Raw genomic sequence first — 18,059 nt, 5'->3', positions numbered from 1 at the left:
CCCGCCGCGCCATGCTCGCGCAACGCCGGGCCGCCGACTCGGTGGGCCCGTCGCGGAGGCGCAGGCCGGCCGTCGTGCGGCGGGTCGTCGTCTGCGAGCCGCGGGACGGCGTCGCCGAGGCCACGGCGGTCGTCGTCGACGGCGGCCGGATCCGGGCCCTCGCCATGCGTCTCGCCGGGTACGACGGCGAGTGGCGGCTCGTCGTCCTCGAGCTCGGCTGAGGCGTGCCGCTCGGCGTCCGGCGACGCCGCATACCGGCTCGACGTCGTGGCCCGCGATGAGCGGTTCGACCCTCGCGGCCCTCGTGGTGGGTGACCTGGCCCACGCCAGAACGTCGGCTGCTCCGCCCACAGGATCGACCGAACCCTGCTCGAGACCACTCCCGAGCGTCAGGACCGGGCGGCCCCGTGGCACATCTTGTACTTCTTGCCGGAGCCACAGGGACACGGCGCGTTCCGAGGCGTGCCCTCGTAGGCACCGGGCGCCGCGGCATCGGCGAGGTCCTCGTCGCGTTCGACGATGCTGCCGTCGTCGCTCGGCGCGGTGTAGCGCAGATGCCCGGCCGACCGAGGACGTTCCAGGCCCGGCGCGCTGAGCTGGACGCCGTGCTGGGCACCGGCCGGCTCCGGCGCGGGCTCACCGCCCGGCGTGACGGGGACGGGCTCCGGCGCCGCCTCGTCGGCCGAGGCGTCCTCGACGGCCGACAGCAGGTCGCTGACGTGGACCGGCGCCGGCTGCGGCTCCGGCTCGGTGGGCAGCTGGACGTCGACGTGGTAGATGAGGCCGACGGCCTCCTCCTTGACCGACTCGGTCATCGCCTCCCAGAGGAGGTAGCCCTCGCGCTGGTACTCCACGAGCGGGTCGCGCTGCGCCATGGCGCGCAGGCCGATGCCCTCCTGGAGGTAGTCCATCTCGTAGAGGTGCTCGCGCCACTTGCGGTCGAGGACCGACAGCATGACGCGACGCTCGACCTCCCGCATGACCTCCGAGCCGAGGCTCTCCTCACGCAGGTCGTATGCCGTGTGCGCGTCGGAGAGGATCTCCTCGCGGAGCAGCTCGGCCGAGAGCCCGGACCGGCCGCCGGCCGCGTCGATGACCTGCTCCTGGGTGACCGAGACGGGGTAGAGCGACTTCAGCGCCGTCCAGAGCCGGTCGAGGTTCCAGTCCTCGGGGTAGCCCTCGGCCGTCTCGGCGTCGATGTAGCCGCCGATGACGTCGTTGACGAAGTGGCGGGCCTGCTCGTGGAGGTCGGCACCCTCGAGGACCTGGCGGCGCTGCTCGTAGATGACGGTGCGCTGCCGGTTGAGGACGTCGTCGTACTTGAGGACGTTCTTGCGGATCTCGAAGTTCTGCGCCTCGACCTGTGTCTGGGCGCTCGCGATGGACCGGCTGACGAGCTTGGACTCGATGGGCACCGAGTCGTCCATCTTCGCCGTCGTCATGACCCGGTCGACCATCCCGGCGTTGAACAGCCGCATGAGGTTGTCCTCGAGCGACAGGTAGAAGCGCGACTCCCCCGGGTCGCCCTGGCGCCCGGACCGGCCACGCAGCTGGTTGTCGATGCGGCGCGACTCGTGCCGCTCGGTGCCGAGGACGTAGAGGCCGCCGAGCGCGGTGACCTCGTCGTGCTCGTCGGCGACGGACTTCTCGGCGGCCTCGAGCGCCGCGTCCCACGCCGCCTCGTACTCCTCCGGCGTCTCCTCGGGGTCCAGGCCCCGCGCCTTGAGGGCGGCGACCGCGTTGAACTCGGGGTTGCCGCCGAGCATGATGTCGGTGCCTCGGCCGGCCATGTTCGTCGCGACGGTCACGGCGCCCTTGCGTCCGGCCTGGGCGACGATCGACGCCTCGCGCTCGTGCTGCTTGGCGTTGAGCACGTCGTGGGCGACGCCGCGTCGGCGCAGCTGCTCCGAGAGGTACTCGCTCTTCTCGACCGAGACGGTGCCGACGAGGATCGGCTGGCCCTTCTCGTGTCGGGCGACGATGTCCTCGACGACGGCGTCGAACTTGGCGGCCTCGGTCCGGTAGACGAGGTCGGGCTGGTCGGCGCGGATCATCGGCATGTTCGTGCGGATCGGGACGACACCGAGCTTGTAGATCGAATGCAGCTCGGCGGCCTCGGTCATCGCCGTGCCGGTCATGCCGGACAGCTTGTCGTACATCCGGAAGTAGTTCTGGAGGGTGATCGTCGCGAGCGTCTGGTTCTCGTTCTGGATCGGCACGCCCTCCTTGGCCTCGATGGCCTGGTGCATGCCCTCGTTGTAGCGGCGCCCCGGGAGCATCCGGCCGGTGTGCTCGTCGACGATGAGGACCTCGCCGTTCAGGATGACGTAGTCCTTGTCGCGGTGGAACAGCTCCTTGGCCTTGATGGCGTTGTTGAGGTACCCGATGAGGGGGGTGTTCGCCGACTCGTAGAGGTTGTCGATCCCGAGGTAGTCCTCGACCTTGTCGATCCCGGCCTCGAGGACGCCGACCGTCTTCTTCTTCTCGTCGACCTCGTAGTCGCCGAGGCCGGACTCCAGCTCCCCGCGCTCGAGACGACGCGCGATCTTGGCGAACTCGGTGTACCACTTGGTCGGCTGGTCCGCCGGGCCGGAGATGATGAGCGGCGTCCGTGCCTCGTCGATGAGGATCGAGTCGACCTCGTCGACGATGGCGAAGTTGTGGCCGCGCTGGACGAGCTCGTCGACGCTCCAGGCCATGTTGTCGCGCAGGTAGTCGAAGCCGAACTCGTTGTTCGTGCCGTAGGTGATGTCCTTGGCATACTGCTCGCGCCGTTGCTCGGGCGTCATGTTCGCGAGGATGACGCCCGTCTCCAGTCCGAGCGCGCGATGGATGCGACCCATGAGCTCGGCCTGGTACTCGGCGAGGTAGTCGTTGACGGTGATGACGTGGACGCCCTTGCCCGTCAGCGCGTTGAGGTAGGACGGGAGCGTCGCGACGAGGGTCTTGCCCTCACCGGTCTTCATCTCCGCGACGTTGCCCATGTGGAGCGCCGCGCCACCCATGATCTGGACGTCGAAGTGCCGCTTGCCGAGGGTGCGCTTGCTCGCCTCCCGCACGGCGGCGAACGCCTCGGGGAGGATGTCGTCGAGGGTGGCCCCGTCGGCGAGACGGGCCTTGAACGTGTCGGTCTCCGCCCGCAGCTCGGCGTCGGAGAGGGCCTCGAAGTCCTCCTCGACGGCGTTGACCTGGGCGGCGATGCCCTCGAGCTTCTTGATGATCCGGCCCTCGCCGGCGCGAAGCAGCCTCTCGAACACCTTGGGCACGCTGCGAACTCCTGCTGTCGATTCGGTGGACCCGGCCACGGCATACGGACGGCATATCGCCCCGGACCCGACAAGCGTAGTCGAGCCGGCTGCGGCGCTGCCGTCCTCGCGGGTCTCAACGGTCGCCGGGGGCCGCGCGTTCCCCGGTGGCGGCCGGCTCGCTCAGGAGGAGACGACGAGCTCCTCGTAGTCGGGGTGACGCGCGATCCACGCCTTGATGAAGGGGCAGACGGGCACGACGCGGCGGTCGCCGCCGGACCGGATGTCGTCGAGCGCCGCCCGCGCGAGGGCACCGCCGACCCCCTTGCCCTCGAACGCCGGGTCCACCTCGGTATGCGTGAGAGCGACCGCGTCGCCGTCGAGGTCGTACGCGACGAAGCCGGCCAGCGCTCCGTCGACGCGTGCGGCATACCGGTGCTCGTCGTCCTCGCGGGTGACGGTGATCTCGGGACGTGCGGGTTCGCTCATGGGGTCCAGCAGACCACATCGTCCTCCCGGGGGGAGAACCGGCCGCCCGGACCGGAGACCCCCCGTGGTGCACATCTCCCGATCGGGGCCTGTGCACCAGACTCAGCCCCCCTCCCAAGCCCATCCCTCGTGGTGCACATCTCCCGATCGGGGCCTGTGCGCCATCACGACCCGAGCAGGCGGGCGGGGCGGAGAGTGGACGGCATACCGTCGCCGTTGGCAGGCTGGTCCGGTGACCCGTTCCGCCGACTCGCGCAGCTCCGGCTCCGCCGCCGCGGCATCCGCCCTGCCCACGGCATACCCCTCCGCCGTTCCCGTGCTCACCGACGGGGTCGTCACGCTGCGCGCGCTGCGCCGCAAGGACGCCGACCTGCTCGTCGAGCTCGCGAACGACGAGGAGGTGCTGCGGTGGACGACGATCCCACGGCCCTACCGCAAGGCCGACGGGCTGCGCCGGGTCGCGGCGGTGCGCGAGATGTGGGAGGACCCGCACGCCGATCGGGTGTGGGCCATCGACTGGACCGACACCGAGGGGACCACCCGCTTCGCGGGGCAGGTCGACCTGCGACCCCGGGCGGGGCGGACGGCGGAGATCGGCTACGTCCTGCATCCCGCGGCCCGCGGCGAGGGCATCATGGCCCGGGCGGTCCGCCTCGTCGCGCAGCACGGGTTCGCCGAGGGCATCGGCTCCGGACCGCTCACCCGGATCCATTGGTCGGCGGTCGTCGGCAACTTCCCGTCACGGCGCGTCGCGTGGGCGTGTGGCTTCGCCTTCCACGGGACGATCCCCCAGTCCGGCCCGGGCTATCCCGGACCGGACGGCGAGGTGGTCGTCCGGGACCACTGGTATGCGAGCCTGTCGCCGCATGCCGCCATGGTGCCGGCGACGGCTTGGCTCGACATTCCCGTCCTCGAGGCCAACGGGATCCGGTTGCGGCCCTGGCGCGACGGGGACGCCGACACGACCGAGCCGCTGGCCAACCCCAGCCATCACATGCCCCTGGGTTCCGCGCCGGACGACCTGACCTTCGAGCACTGGCTCCTCGTCCGTCGCGAGCGTGCCGCAGCCGGCGAAGGCATCGCCTGGTGCATCGCGGACGAGCGGACCGACGCCGCGCTGGGCGCCGTCATGGTGTTCGCCCACGGCGCGCCGATCAGCGAGCCAGGGGCGGAGATCGGCTACTTCCTCTATCCCTCGGCCCGTGGGCGGGGCGTCGCAACGGCGGCGGGGGACCTCGCCGTCGAGTACGCCTTCACGCCGCGCCACGAGGGTGGGCTCGGACTGAGCCGGCTCTCGGCCATCACGGCGAGCGACAACATCGCGTCGAACTCGGTGCTCGAGCGGCTCGGTTTCGTCCGCTGGGGCGTCGAGCACGCGACCGACCGGCTGCCCGACGGCACGTGGGCCGACGCCTACCACTGGGAGCTGCTCCGCGAGCACCGCTGACCCCGACCCGCCCGGTGGAGACATCCCACCCGATCCGGGGTTGAGCGCCACAGGTGACGGCCGACGCATGGTGCACAGGCCCCGATCGGGAGATCTGCACCACCAGGCCTGGGCTTGGAGTGGGCCTCTTGGGTGGTGCACAGGCCCCGATCGGGAGATCTGCACCACCAGGCCTGGGCTTGGAGTGGGCCTGGTGGGTGGTGCACAGGCCCCGATCGGGAGATTGGGTGGTGCACAGGCCCCGATCGGGAGATCTGCACCAGGCCTGGGCTTGGAGTGGGCCTGGTGGGTGGTGCACAGGCCCCGATCGGGAGATCTGCACCAACCGCGCGTCGGCTTGGGTGGTGTACAAGCCCCGATCGGGAGATCTGCACCACCAGGCGTGGGCGTGGAGTGGGCCAGGTCGTGGTGCACAGGCCCCGATCGGGAGATCTGCACCACCAGGTCTGGGCTTGGAGTGGGCCTCTTGGGTGGTGCACAGGCCCCGATCGGGAGATCTGCACCAACCGGGCGTGGGGCGGCGGGGTGGAGACATCTCAGCCGATGGTGGGCTGAGCACCCGATGTGGCGACGTTCTCCTGGCCGACCGACGCGGCGGATGGGCGGCGGGGAGCTTCGGGGGCGTGTCGCACGGCGCGCAGGACGAGCGGTGCGACGGCGACGGCGAGGGCTCCGCCGACGACGAACGTCGCGCGGGGCCCGAGGAGCTGGCCCCCGAGACCACCGAGGACGAGCGCGAGCACCGAGCAGCCCCGAGACAGTCCCATGACCGTGGCGAGCACCCGGCCCCGGGCCGACTCGGGAGCCCGGCCGATGAGGATCGTGTAGTTCAGGGTGTTGATGAGCCCGTTCCCCACGCCGGCGAGGAGGAACAGGCCGGGCACGACCCAGAACCTCGGCGCCAGGCCCGCCAACCCGATGGTCAGGCCCATGAGGGCGGCCGAACCGGACACCACCTGGAGCCGCCGTCGCGTCGTCCCCACCCGAGCGGCGGCGAGGGACCCGAGCGCGATGCCGACGCCCATCGCCAGGCCCACGAGACCGTAGCCGGCGGGCGAGGCGTGGAGGACGTCGACGACGAGGAAGGACTCGACGACGTTGGCCCCCTCGAGGGCGACGACGAACACGCCGAGGGCGACGATGAGGGCGAGGACGACCCGGTCCGCCGCGACGAGCCGCAGCCCGGACCGTGCCGCGGGCTCGGCACCGTCTCGGGCGGCGCCCACAAGACCCGTGGCCCCTCCGCGACCGATGCCCCCTTCGCGACGGACCCCGCCGGGCCTGATCAGGCGGCGCACGAGGGAGTCACGTGGGACGGAGGCGCGCGCGAGGGAGTCACGTGAGAAGGAGGCGCGCGCGTGGGAGCGACGAGCGGTGACGCGGCCCATGCCGGCGCGATGCGCATCGGCGGTCTCGTCGGTCCTGCCGTCCGGACGCCGCCGCGTCCGGATGACCATCGCCGCGACGATGACGAGGACGAAGGTGACGGTGTCGACGAGGACGACACCCCGGAATCCGACGAGCCCGTAGATGAGGCCCCCGAGTGCCGGCCCGGTCATCCAGGCGAGCGAGGCGAGCGACTGCTGGAGTCCGGCCGCCCGGCCGACCCGGTCCTCGCCGACGATGTGCGGCAGGAGGGCGCCCCACGCGGGAGCGCCGACGGACTGGCCGGCCTGGACGAGGAGGATGCACACCGCCTGCCAGGGCAGGGTCGTCGGCCCGAGGAGCCCGACGGATCCGAGGACCTGCACCACGCCGGACCCGACGAGGACGGCCCGGGAGTCGGCATGGTCGACGAGCCGGCCCGCATACCCCGAGAGCAGGACGGGCGGGACGGCGAACGCGACGAGGAGGGCCGTGAGGTCGAGCGGCCGGCCCGAGGTCGCGACGAGCAGCGAGAGCGCGGTGAGCGTCATCGCGTCGCCTGCCTGGCTCACGGCCCGGGCGAGGAGGGCGATGCGCAGGTCCCGGATGTGAAGCGTCTCCTTCATAGATCCGAACGTAGTGCTTCATATATTCCGAAGTCAATGCTTCAGGTATGCCGTTCCACACCCGTACGATGACCGCGTGAGCGATGCGTCCGGCGACGACCCCGCGCGCGCCGACCCCTCCGGCGTCGCGTCCACGACCGATGGCGGGCCGGTGTCCGGGCGGCGCCCGTACCGGGCCCTCGAGGTCGACGATCCCGTGGCGCTGCGGGCGCTGGCCCATCCCGCCCGCCAGCGACTCATCGCCGAGCTCCTCGCCGGGCGCGTCATGACGGCCACCGAGGCGGCCGACCTCGTCGGGCTGTCCCCGAGCGCGGTGAGCCACCATCTGCGGGCCCTCGAGCGGTACGGCATCGCCGAGCGGGCGGACCCGGCCGCCGACGGGCGGACCCGGCCGTGGCGCTCCCGGGTGACCGAGCTGAACTTCAGCCCCCGCAGCCCGGGGGGCGCGCAGGCCATCAACGTCGTCATGCAGCAGGAGCTGGCCCGGATGGCCCGCAACATCTCCGCCGCCCTCACCCCGGGCGACCGCTCGGCGGGGGACGCCCCGTCGCGGACGCTGACCTTCAGCAGCTCCGAGACGTGGCTGACCGACGCCGAGCGCGCCGACCTCGTCGAGCGCCTCGAGCGGGTGCTGCGCGACCTGCCCGAGCGGCATTCGGCGGACCACCCCGAGGGAGCCACGCGCATGCAGCTCACCCTGTCGCTCGTCCCGGTCGCCGACCCGGGCTGACCCCGATCCTCAGGCGGGGAGGAGGGGTCAGGCGGCCGGCGGCATACCGACGGCCCCGAGGCCCAGCCAGCCGGCCATCTGCTCCAGCTCCTCCTCGAGGGCGACGGCCGCCGCATCGGGTGCGCCCGGCTCCCAGTGGACCGCATGCGCCCGGAGCACGCCCGCCGCGCGGTCGGCCTTGAGGTCGACCCGCGCGACGAGGCGCTCGCCGTAGAGGAACGGCAGGACGTAGTAGCCGTGGACCCGCTTGCCGACGGGTGTGTAGATCTCCAGCCGGAAGTCGAAGCCGAAGAGGGCGGCGGTGCGCTGTCGGTACCAGATGAGGGAGTCGAAGGGGCTGAGCAGCGCGGTCGCCTCGACCCGGCGCGGACGACGGGCTCGGTCATGGAGGTATGCGGGGCGCCGCCATCCCTCGACCGTCACCGGCCGCAGCTCACCGCCCGCGACGAGGGTGGCCAGGGCCGGCCGGGCCTGCTCGGGCCTGAGCCGGAAGTAGTCGCGCAGGTCCTGCTCGGTCGCGATGCCCAGGGCTCGCGCCGCGATGCGCATGAGCTCGACGACGGCCGCCTCCTCCCGAGGCCGGGCGCCGGGCTGCACATCGTCCCTCAGCGCGACGGGGAACACCCGCTCGAGCGATGCGTAGCGCCGCTCGAACTGGCTCGTCCGCCCGGCGCTCGCGATCTGCCCCGCCCAGAAGAGGTGCTCGAGGGCCCGCTTGACCTCCGACCAGTTCCAGCCCCAGTGCTCGCGAGACACCGGCCGGTCGTGCGCGAGGGCCGCCTCCAGCTCGCGCGAGGTCATCGGTCCGCGGAGCCGGACCTCGGCGAGGACACTCGCGACGAGGTCGGGGCGCTCCCGGGCGATGCGCTGCATCCCTCCCCACGACTCGGAGTGCGCCCGCCTCATCCGGAAGTCGAGCAGCGGCCATGTCGCGGGCGGCACGAGACTCGCCTCGTGGGCCCAGTACTCGACGACGCGCCGGGGGGCCCGGTCGCGCATCCGGTCCAGCAGCGCCGTGTCGTACGGCCCGAGGCGGGAGAAGAAGGGCAGGTAGTGGCTGCGGGTCACGACGTTGACGCTGTCGATCTGGACGACCCCGACGGTGTCGACGACGCGCTGGAGCTCCCGAATGCCGACCGTGCCGGCGGCCGGCCGCGGCCTCCCGAAGCCCTGGGCCGCGAGGGCGACGCGACGAGCGGTCGAGAGGGTCAGCCGGTCGGCGGGGCCCTCGGCCCGCGGAGTCACTGCTCGTCGATGAGCTTCTCGCGGACCGCATACATCGCCGCCTCCATCCGCGAGTGGAGCTGGAGCTTGTCGAGGATGTTGCGGACGTGGTTCTTCACGGTGTTCTCGGAGATGAACAGGTCCTTGGCGATGTCCTTGTTGGCCCGGCCCCGCGCGACGAGACGCAGCACCTCCAGCTCCCGGTCGGTGAGCCGGGGCGAGCCGGGAGCGCCCGGCGCGTTGCGACGGCTCATCTGCGCGAACTCGGTGAGCAGCTGGGCCGCCATCGACGGCGGGATGAGGGACTGTCCGGCATGGACCGCCAGCACGCCGGCCGCGACCTCCTCCCCCGGCACGTCCTTGAGGAGGTAGCCGTTGGCGCCCGCCTTGATGGCGTCGAAGAGGTCGTCCTCGTCGTCGGACATCGTGAGCATGAGGATCTTGGCGGTCGGCACCTGCTCCTTGATCTGGCCGCAGGCCCGGATGCCGGTCTGGCGCGGCATCTTGACGTCCATGAGGACGACGTCGGGCCGCAACGCGACAGCGAGATGGACGACCTCGAGGCCGTCGGACGCCTCGCCGACGATCCGGATCCGCTCCTCGTGCCCGAGGACCATCTGCAGCCCGCGGCGATAGAGGTCGTGGTCGTCGGCGACCAGGACGGAGACGACACCGTCGCGCGGTGTCCCGGCCACGACATCGGCGCGCTGCTCGGTCACGGGGACATCGTGCCACGGGCCGCCGACAGCGCAACCCGGCCGACGGGATCCGATGGGCGCGGTGGGCACACCCGGGTGCCCCGTCATGCGCCGTGGCGACGACGCGAGCCCTGCTCCGGTCGTGGTCAGGAGGCCGCGCTGGCCGCCGTCTCGTCGGTCTCGGATTCCTGCGACGGGTCGGCCGGTTCGAGGTGCAACACGCCGTAGGACCAGCCCCGGCGGCGGTAGACGACGCTCGGCTTGTCGGTCTCGCTGTCGTGGAAGAGGTAGAAGTCGTGGCCCACGAGCTCCATCTGCTGGACCGCATCCTCGAGAGTCATCGGAGCGCTCGCGTGCACCTTGACCCTCACCTCGATGGGTGAGTCGCCGACCGCGCCGAACAGGCCCTCACCGTCGGACCCCGCGGTGTCGGTCCCGGTGTCGGAGCCGTCGGCGGCGGCCGAGCGTTCGAGGCGAGCGGTGGCCTCGGCGACCGACTCGGGGGTCCGGCGTCCCCGGTGGACGCGCTTGCGGTCGTTGATCCGGCGCAGCCGCTCGAGCAGCTTGTCCATCGCCGCATCGAGCGCGGCGTACTTGTCCTCCAGGCATGCCTCGGCCCGTATCACCCGGCCCTTGACCCGGCAGGTGATCTCCACCCGGTCACAGGCCTTGGCCTGCCGACGGTTGGCCTCGTGGGTGACCATGACGTCGATGCGCTGGACCCGAGGGGCGAGCTGGGGAACCTTGGCCAGCTTCTCCTCGATGTGGGCGCGGAAACGGTCCGAGACGGTGGTGTGACGACCGGTGACGACGATGTCCACAGGGTTCCTCCTCATGGGGATTCACGGCATGGGGTCGGGCTCGGCGAGACCCTCGTCTGACGCGGCACCACCTCCTCCGCGACGGTCGGAGCCGGCGCACCGCGCCGTGCCCGACCCTCGCAGGCGGCGGACGCGTCCGCGTTCCGTGACGCCGGAGAACTGCTCCATGACCTGACGCTAGCCCACCGGACGCGACGGCGACAGACGGGGGACGTGTCCGGTCATCCAGCGGGACGTCGCGCAGACTGTCGCCGCGCCGAGGATCGTCGCCCCGCCGGCCGACAGGGCCCGCGCGCACTCGGCGAGGGTGGCGCCCGTCGTCACGACGTCGTCGACGAGGAGGCACGTCCGGCCCGCTACGTCGACTCCTCGGCGCAGCGCGACGGCTCCGCCGAGGTTCTCGCGGCGCGCGGCGGCGGGCAGCCCGGCCTGGTCCCGGACCCGGCGGGTATGCCGCAGGGCAGGCAGCAGGTCCGGTCGCCTCTCCGCGTCGACCGGCAGCAGGTCCGGTCGCCTTCCCTCGTCGACCGGCAGGAGGTCCGGTCGCCTCTCCGCGTCGACCGGCAGCAGGCGCAGCGCGGCGGCCGCGAGATCCGCCAGGGGGTCCCCGCAGCGTCGGCGCCGTGCCGCCGCGCTCCCGGGCGCCGGGACGACGAGCACGGGGGCAGGGCCGGGTTCCGACGACAGGACCCGCGCGATGGAACCGGCCAGCAGACACGCGAGGACGGGCCGCACATCACGACGTCCCTCGTCCTTGTGGGCGGTCACGAGGGAGGCGAGCGGCCCGGCATACGGCGCTGCGGCGACGCACCGCGGCAGGCTCGGAGGGCAGGGCACCGGGCGGACCGGGCGAGGTCCTCCGAATCCGATCGTCAGGGCGAGGACCTCGGCGGCGCACGAGCCGCACACCGACCGCCCGGGCCGCGAGCAGACGGCGCACGCCCTGGCGAGGACCAGGTCGAGGAGGTCGTCGAGCGCGCGGAGATCCACATCGCTCGAGAATGCGCCCTCGACCTCCCCTGCGTCAGGACGCCGACTCCCCTGTGGACGGCCGCGGAGGATGTCACGGGGATGTGGACGACGGCGACCGCCCGCCCGCGGATGGCAGGGGTGCCGGGCTCGAGCGCCCGACGAGCCCCTCAGAACCGACCACCCGCCCCCGGACGGCGAGGCGAGGAGGCCGTCGCAGCGTCACGGCATACCTCCATCCAACGCCCCGAGCCAGCGCCCAGCGGGAGCCGGGTGCGAGAGCCGAGCGACGAGAATCGCCATTCCGGTCGTCTGCGGGCGGTGCGCCCGGAAGGATGGGGGGCACAGGGGAACCGGCCCTGTCGTCATGCCCGAAGGTGGTGGTCCCTCATGCGCAGCCCCGCGACGCGAAGCGTCGCCGCCGAGGCTGTCGCGCTGTACGCGCGGCTGCACGAGATCACCGACCAGGTGGGGACCGCATTCGACCTCTCGACCGTCGCCGAGTCCGCGCTCGACGACCTCGAGGCCGTCCTCCACGTCGACATCGCCGCCATCTACGGGACGACGACGGGCAGCCGTCCGGTCGTCGTCGCGGTGCGGGGGTCGGACCGTGCCCCGTGGCCGGACCCCGACGACCCGTCCGGTCCGCTCGACGCGGCGTGGCGGGCCGGGGGACCCGTCGTGGCCCAGCTGGGCGAGAACCGGTTCGTCGTGGCCCAGACGCTGCTCTCCGCGGAGGGGCGCCATGTCGGGATCATCGCGGCCGAGCGGGCGAGCGGCCCCTTCGACGCGCGCGAGCAGGAGGCGCTCGCCGACCTCGCGAGGGACTACGGCGACATCGTCCAGGCCGGTCTGCTCGCCGCGTGGCTGCGGGCCCGCACGAGCCACGAGGAGCACGGCAGGGTCGCCCACCAGATCCACAACGGCGTGGCCCAGGAGCTCGTCGCCCTCGGGTTCCAGGTCGACTCGATGCGGCTCGGACCGGCAGGTCAGGACCCGGCGACCCGGGGACAGCTGGACGAGGTGCGTGAGTCCATCAACCGGACCGTCGCCGACATCCGGGCCCGGCTCGCCGACCTGCAGACCGATCCCCGACCGGACAGCGGCGTCGGCGCTCTCATCGTCGACCGGTTCCAGCTGGTCGGCGCCTACACGGGCCTCACGGTGCGCTTCACCCTCCGGGAGGGCGGCTCGCGGCCTCCGGCGAACGTCGAGGCCACGGTCTTCCGTCTCGCCCTCGACGTCATCGTCGACGCGACGCGCGTGCCGGACGCCCGCACCCTCGAGCTCTCGCTGACCGCCGACAGCCAGGCCGTGCGCCTCGAGGTCTTCCACGACGGCAGCTCGACGGGCCTCGACGAGGCACGGATCAAGGCGCACCGACTCCTGCGCAGCGGGGCCACGGTGTCCTTCAGCGGGCCGGGCGAGGGGCACGGCCCGCACCTGTTCTTCGCCTGGGACCGCACGCCCATCGACGCCGTCTGAGCGGCGGACTCGCCACGGCGTCGGCCGCGGAGGCGGTCACCCGGGCGCGACGGCGAAGTCGGAGCCCCTGGCGAGGACCACCCACTCGTTCCCGGCCCGGATCCGGATGACGTTGTCGGTCGAGGTGACCACGACGTCGCGCTGGCCCGACAGCGTCGTCACCGCCGTCGCGCGAGGCACGGCCGAGAGGCCCGTCAGCTGCCCCCCGACGCTCAGGACGTAGGGACGCAGTGCGGCGGACCCGACGGCACCGAGCACGGCGACACTCGTGTCGTCGATCCAGGTGATGTCACCGGCCCCGGACAACGGCGTGCCGACGCGGAGGGGCGCCGCGAGGCTCGTGGGGAACCGGTCCCGCCCCCGGACGATCCCCGCGATGTCGACGCGTGTCCCGTGGCCCTTCGCATCCGTCGAGACGACGGCGAGCCTCTCGTCGTCGCTCGCGGGCACGACGGCGACGACGATGCGCCCGGTGAGCCATCGTGCGGCGACCGCACGCGCCCGGGCCGCCTTGGCGTCGGCCGGGTTGGCCGTCGCGTCGACGGCCCACAGCCGCTGGGCGGCGCCGACCCCGACCCCTCCGAACCAGAGGACACCGCGGCTGTCGTATGCGGGACGCGAGATGCGCGCTGCCGACACCGGCACCTCGTACTGGTTGTTGTTCCGCCACCTGGACAGCTCCCGCCCGTCCCCGGCGACCGCCGCGAGCTCGTCGCCACGGGGTCCGAGGGCCAGCCAGCGCCAGTCCGGGTCGATCGCCGGATAGGTGCGGCGTGGCTGCGGCGACGCGCGTCCCGGCTGCTCGCCGTCGAGGAGGTCGCGGGCGTTCGCCTGGACGACGGTGCTGCCCTTGCGCAGGACGGGCGGGACCGAGGCGGTCTCGCTGGTCGCGGGCGTCACCTCGGCGGGCGTGAGGGGTCCGGTGGGCTTCCCGGCGTAGTCGAGGGTGGCGCCGCCGCTCTGCACCATCACCTCGCTCACCTCCGGCAGCTGCGCGACGGTGAGGACGACCTGGGTCCAGACCGCGCGCCGGGCCGAGGCGGTCGTCGAGAACGTGCCCGTGAGATCGACGGTCGCCACGCCCGCCTTCGTCGGAACCGACTCGACCGTCGCGTCCGGCGGGATGGCCGTCCGGACCGTGCCGACGAGGTATGCGGGCACGTCGTCGAGGAGCGCCTTGGCCAGGCGCGTCGGCAGGTGGTCCTGCGGGAACCAGCGCAGATCCGGGACGGCGGCTCCGGAGTCCACGGCGAGATAGAAGACGCGGTATGCCGAGAACAGCCGGTCCGTGTCGGACGAGCTGACCCAGCGTCCGAACCCGTCGGGCAGCGAGGCGATCCGCCACTGCCCCTCGACCTCGGTCAGCGTGAGCTCCGCCGCCACGGGGGACCCCGGCACCGACGGCAGGTAGCGCCCGTCGGTCTCGATGCGCGCGATCTGCGTGGCGGCGAGCCGCCACTGGCCGGCACCGAAGTCGGTGAGCAGGAGGGGTGTCTCCTTGTCGTAGATGACGGCGTCGTTGTCGGGGACCCATGTCTTCGCGGCCGCCTCGGTGAGGAAGGTTCGAGCCACGTCGTAGTTGCCGTCACTCGCCGTGCCGGCCCGCAGGAAGCCCCGGATGATGTCCGCGGGCTCCGCGCCGGGCTGCGGGCCGGGCGGCACGTACTGCAGGGGCGCGGTGCTCGCACCGTTGACGTCGAGCCCCGGCTGGACCGGGGACGACGTCGCGAGCCCGCTGCAGCCCGCGACGGCCCCGGCGACGACGGCCGCGGCACCGACGAGGACGGCTCGGCGCGTCGTCACGAGGCCACCCGGCGCGGGATCGGCGGACCGGACACCGGGCGGAGGACGCCGGTCGGCTCCCCGCGCCGTCACGACGCCACTCGCTGGGGACTCGGCGGACCGAGCGGAAGGGGGAGACGCCGATCGGCTCACCGACCCGCTTGGGCACGGTGAGCCGGAACCGGGCGCCGACCCCGGGCTCCCCCCAGGCCTGGAGCCAGCCGTCGTGGAGGCGTGCGTCCTCGAGCGAGATGGCCAGGCCGAGACCCGTCCCCCCGGTCGTCCGGGTCCGGGCCGGGTCGGCCCGCCAGAACCGGTTGAAGACGAGCGAGGCCTCGCCGGGCCGGAGTCCGACGCCCCGGTCGGCGACGACGACGGCGACCGCGTCGTCGTTGCCGGCGAGGGTGACGGTGACGCGCCGGCCCTCCCCGTGCTCGATCGCGTTGACGACGAGGTTGCGCAGGATGCGCTCCACCCGGCGCGGGTCGACCTCGGCGATGGTCGAACGGTCGCTCTTCTCCACCGTGACGGTGACCTTGCTCCCCCGGACCTCGGCGAGCGACGCCGCCCCGTCGACGACCTTGCGCGCGAGGACCGCGAGATCGGTCGGGTCGGTGTCGAGCGCGGCGGCCCCCGCGTCGAAGCGGCTGATCTCGAGGAGGTCCGCGAGGAGGTCCTCGAAGCGGTCCAGCTCGGTATGCAGGAGCTCGGCCGACCGGGCCACCCCGGCGCCGAACTGCTCCCGCGCGTCGAAGATGAGGTCGGCCGCCATCCGGATCGTCGTGAGGGGCGTCCGCAGCTCGTGGGACACGTCGGAGACGAAGCGCTGCTGGACCCGCGAGAGCCCCTCGAGCTGGTGGATCTGGGTCTGCAGGCTGTCGGCCATCGCGTTGAACGACTTCGCGAGGAGGGCGAGCTCGTCGTGGCCGCGGGCCGGCATACGCTCGTTGAGGTTGCCCGCGGCGAGGCGTTCGGCGACGGCCGAGGCCCGCCGGACCGGGACGACGACCTGCCGGGCGACCACCCAGGCGATGGCTCCGACGAGGAGCACGAGGATGAGCCCGCCGACCGAGAAGGACCGCGAGATATGTTGCAGCGTCGCGGTTTCGGCGCGCATGGGGAAGATGAAGAACAGGTCGTATGCGCCGACGATCGGCACCTGGACCTGCGAGCCGACGACGACGGCGGGGACGTCGCTGTCGGTCTGCGGGTCGTGGAACTGGACGATCTGGGTCTGCTGCCGGGTCGGGTCGGCGCTCACCGCCCGGCGGATCGAGTCGGTGACGACGTCGCTGCTCACTCCCGGGCTGCCCATCGTGCCGAGGACGGCGGTGCTCGTGTTGTCGATGGCGCGGGTGAGGATGACGTAGCGCGTCTGGTCGGCGCCCGGCGGGACGAGCTGCCCCTGGACGAGGGTCTGCGCGACGCTGTAGAGGCTGTTGACGTCGGTCGCCACGGCGCTGTCGAAGTTCGCCTGGGCGGTCGTCGTCAGCGACTGGGCCTCACTCTGGGAGGCCCGGATGCGGTCGTTCTCGAGGCTGGAGCCGATGGCCCGGTAGAGGTAGGCGCCGAGGAGGACGACGACGAGCAGGCCGAGCAGGAGCGTCGAGGCGACGACCCGGAACTGGAGCCGGCGTCGCCAGCTGTTCGCGATCGTCGAGCCGACCCGGCGCAGCACGCTCCAGGACACCGCGAGCCACCGGCGCACGCCGCCGGCCACGTCAGCTCGGGCCGGCCTTGTAGCCGACCCCCCGGACGGTCACGACGACCTCCGGATGCTCGGGGTCCCGCTCGACCTTGGAGCGGAGCCGCTGGACATGGACGTTGACGAGCCGCGTGTCGCCGGCATGCCGGTAGCCCCAGACCTGCTCGAGGAGCACCTCCCGGGAGAAGACCTGGTGGGGCTTGCGGGCGAGGGCGACGAGGAGGTCGAACTCGAGGGGGGTGAGGGAGAGGCCGACGCCGTCGCGCTTCACCGAGTGTCCGGCGACGTCGATGACGAGGTCGCCGATCTCGAGCCGCTCGGCCTCCGGCTCGTCACCGCGCCGGAGCCGGGCCCGCAGCCGGGCGATGAGCTCCTGCGGCTTGAACGGCTTGACGACGTAGTCGTCGGCCCCGCTCTCCAGCCCGACGACGATGTCGTGGGTGTCGGTGCGGGCGGTCAGCATGACGATCGGGACGCCCGACTCGGCCCGGATCCGGCGGCAGATCTCGATCCCGTCCATGCCGGGGAGCATGATGTCGAGGAGGACGAGGTCGGGGCGGACCGCCCGGAAGGTGCTCATCGCATGAGTCCCGTCCGCGACGTGCGACACCTCGAGGCCCTCGTTGCGCAGGACGATCCCCAGCATCTCGGCGAGCGCCAGATCATCGTCGATGATGAGCACGCTGCCCTTCACCGAACCGCCCCCTCGCGTGTCCGTCCCTGCCTCACGTACGCAGTTTCGCATACCAGACCCGCGGGAACGGGCACCTTCGGGCGGAAGAGGCGCGGCGCACCTCCTCCGTATGCCGCGACATCGGGCCATGCCGGCCCACCCGGCCACCCGGGTGGAGGTATCTCGTGACCGCGACCTGGTCACCAGATACCTCCACCCAGCCGAGCGTCCACGATTCGAGGTATCCAGCGCCCACCGCAGCGTCGCCACATACCTCCACCCAGCCGAGCGCCCACGACTCGAGGTATCCAGCGCCCACCGCAGCGTCGCCACACACCTCCACCCAACCGAGCGCCCACGACTCGAGGTATCCAGCGCCCACCGCAACGTCGCCACATACCTCCACTCCCGGGCCGCCACCCGGGTGGAGGTATCTCATGACCGCGACCTGGTCACCAGATACCTCCACCCAGCCGAGCACCCACGACTCGAGGTACCCAGCGCCCACCGCAGCGTCACCAGATACCTCCACTCCCGCGCCCCCACCCGCGTGGAGGTATCTCATGACCGCGACCCGGTCACCAGATACCTCCACTCCCGCGCCCCCACCCGGGTGGAGGTATCTCATGACCGCGACCCGGTCACCAGATACCTCCAACCCAGCCGAGCACCCACGACTCGAGGTATCCAGCGCCCACCGCAGCGTCGCCAGATACCTCCACTCCCGCGCCTCCACCCGGGTGGAGGTATCTCGTGACCGCGACCCGGTCACCAGATACCTCCAACCCAGCCGAGCACCC

At 72.4% G+C, this 18,059-nt stretch carries 15 protein-coding genes; 4 read left to right on the top strand and 11 right to left on the bottom strand.

Annotation, left to right across the window (positions count from 1 at the left end; all coding sequences use genetic code 11):
- Positions 1 to 221, top strand: a 221-nt coding sequence (locus BN12_RS11650; RefSeq protein ID WP_048552649.1) for an Rv3235 family protein, incomplete at its 5' end; no start/stop codon positions are given.
- 168 nt (positions 222 to 389) lie between these two features.
- On the opposite strand, the gene secA is transcribed toward BN12_RS11650, so the two are convergent.
- Together secA and BN12_RS11640 are read right to left on the bottom strand one after the other, a co-directional pair.
- Positions 390 to 3,266 (bottom strand): preprotein translocase subunit SecA, encoded by a 2,877-nt coding sequence (gene secA, locus BN12_RS11645; protein ID WP_048552648.1) that lies wholly within the window; start codon positions 3,264 to 3,266, stop codon positions 390 to 392.
- Positions 3,267 to 3,428: 162 nt separating this feature from the next.
- Positions 3,429 to 3,734 carry a GNAT family N-acetyltransferase gene (locus tag BN12_RS11640; RefSeq protein WP_048552646.1) on the bottom strand — a complete coding sequence of 102 codons (306 nt, stop codon included), beginning with the start codon at positions 3,732 to 3,734 and terminating at the stop codon, positions 3,429 to 3,431.
- A gap of 232 nt (positions 3,735 to 3,966) precedes the next feature.
- Here BN12_RS11640 and BN12_RS11635 point away from each other — a divergent pair, with 232 nt between their 5' ends.
- A complete protein-coding gene (locus BN12_RS11635; RefSeq protein WP_048552644.1) occupies positions 3,967 to 5,181 on the top strand; it encodes a GNAT family N-acetyltransferase in 1,215 nt (404 codons plus the stop codon).
- 536 nt (positions 5,182 to 5,717) lie between these two features.
- Here BN12_RS11635 and BN12_RS11630 read toward each other — a convergent pair.
- Positions 5,718 to 7,172, bottom strand: a complete 1,455-nt coding sequence (locus BN12_RS11630) for an MFS transporter (RefSeq protein ID WP_048552641.1) — start codon at positions 7,170 to 7,172, stop codon at positions 5,718 to 5,720.
- Positions 7,173 to 7,248: 76 nt separating this feature from the next.
- Here BN12_RS11630 and BN12_RS23420 point away from each other — a divergent pair, with 76 nt between their 5' ends.
- Positions 7,249 to 7,902 (top strand): ArsR/SmtB family transcription factor, encoded by a 654-nt coding sequence (locus BN12_RS23420; RefSeq protein WP_053080017.1) that lies wholly within the window; start codon positions 7,249 to 7,251, stop codon positions 7,900 to 7,902.
- A gap of 27 nt (positions 7,903 to 7,929) precedes the next feature.
- Here the strand turns inward: BN12_RS23420 and BN12_RS11620 are convergent, their stop codons facing one another.
- The 4 genes from BN12_RS11620 to BN12_RS25170 form a co-directional block, all read right to left on the bottom strand.
- A complete protein-coding gene (locus BN12_RS11620; RefSeq protein WP_048552637.1) occupies positions 7,930 to 9,147 on the bottom strand; it encodes a winged helix-turn-helix domain-containing protein in 1,218 nt (405 codons plus the stop codon).
- Complete coding sequence (locus BN12_RS11615) at positions 9,144 to 9,845, bottom strand: response regulator (RefSeq protein ID WP_048552636.1); 702 nt, start codon at positions 9,843 to 9,845, stop codon at positions 9,144 to 9,146. The genes BN12_RS11620 and BN12_RS11615 overlap by 4 nt, the downstream gene beginning before the upstream one ends.
- A 125-nt stretch (positions 9,846 to 9,970) precedes the next feature.
- Complete coding sequence (gene hpf, locus BN12_RS11610; protein ID WP_048552634.1) at positions 9,971 to 10,645, bottom strand: ribosome hibernation-promoting factor, HPF/YfiA family; 675 nt, start codon at positions 10,643 to 10,645, stop codon at positions 9,971 to 9,973.
- Between the two features lie 177 nt (positions 10,646 to 10,822).
- Positions 10,823 to 11,635, bottom strand: a complete 813-nt coding sequence (locus BN12_RS25170) for a ComF family protein (protein ID WP_048552632.1) — start codon at positions 11,633 to 11,635, stop codon at positions 10,823 to 10,825.
- A gap of 369 nt (positions 11,636 to 12,004) precedes the next feature.
- Here BN12_RS25170 and BN12_RS25165 point away from each other — a divergent pair, with 369 nt between their 5' ends.
- On the top strand, positions 12,005 to 13,099 hold the full coding sequence (locus tag BN12_RS25165) for a sensor histidine kinase (RefSeq protein WP_048552629.1): 1,095 nt from the start codon (positions 12,005 to 12,007) through the stop codon (positions 13,097 to 13,099).
- 36 nt (positions 13,100 to 13,135) lie between these two features.
- Here BN12_RS25165 and BN12_RS11595 read toward each other — a convergent pair whose 3' ends face one another.
- The 4 genes from BN12_RS11595 to BN12_RS26125 all read right to left on the bottom strand — a co-directional run.
- A complete protein-coding gene (locus BN12_RS11595) occupies positions 13,136 to 14,761 on the bottom strand; it encodes a GerMN domain-containing protein (protein WP_162233081.1) in 1,626 nt (541 codons plus the stop codon).
- The gene (mtrB, locus tag BN12_RS11590; protein WP_235432383.1) at positions 14,685 to 16,589 is read right to left on the bottom strand and encodes an MtrAB system histidine kinase MtrB; all 1,905 of its coding nucleotides are present in this window, start codon (positions 16,587 to 16,589) and stop codon (positions 14,685 to 14,687) included. Before mtrB ends, BN12_RS11595 begins: the two co-directional genes overlap by 77 nt.
- Before the next feature lie 13 nt (positions 16,590 to 16,602).
- Positions 16,603 to 17,280 carry an MtrAB system response regulator MtrA gene (gene mtrA, locus BN12_RS11585; protein WP_048552624.1) on the bottom strand — a complete coding sequence of 226 codons (678 nt, stop codon included), beginning with the start codon at positions 17,278 to 17,280 and terminating at the stop codon, positions 16,603 to 16,605.
- A 31-nt stretch (positions 17,281 to 17,311) separates the two neighbouring features.
- The coding region (locus BN12_RS26125) for a hypothetical protein (protein WP_235432586.1) at positions 17,312 to 18,059 on the bottom strand (748 nt) is incomplete at its 5' end.

The sequence above is a fragment of the Nostocoides japonicum T1-X7 genome, from assembly GCF_001046855.1.
Lineage (GTDB): Bacteria > Actinomycetota > Actinomycetes > Actinomycetales > Dermatophilaceae > Nostocoides > Nostocoides japonicum.
The sequence above is the reverse complement of the archived record's forward strand: the minus strand, read 5'-3'. Positions and strand labels throughout refer to the sequence as shown.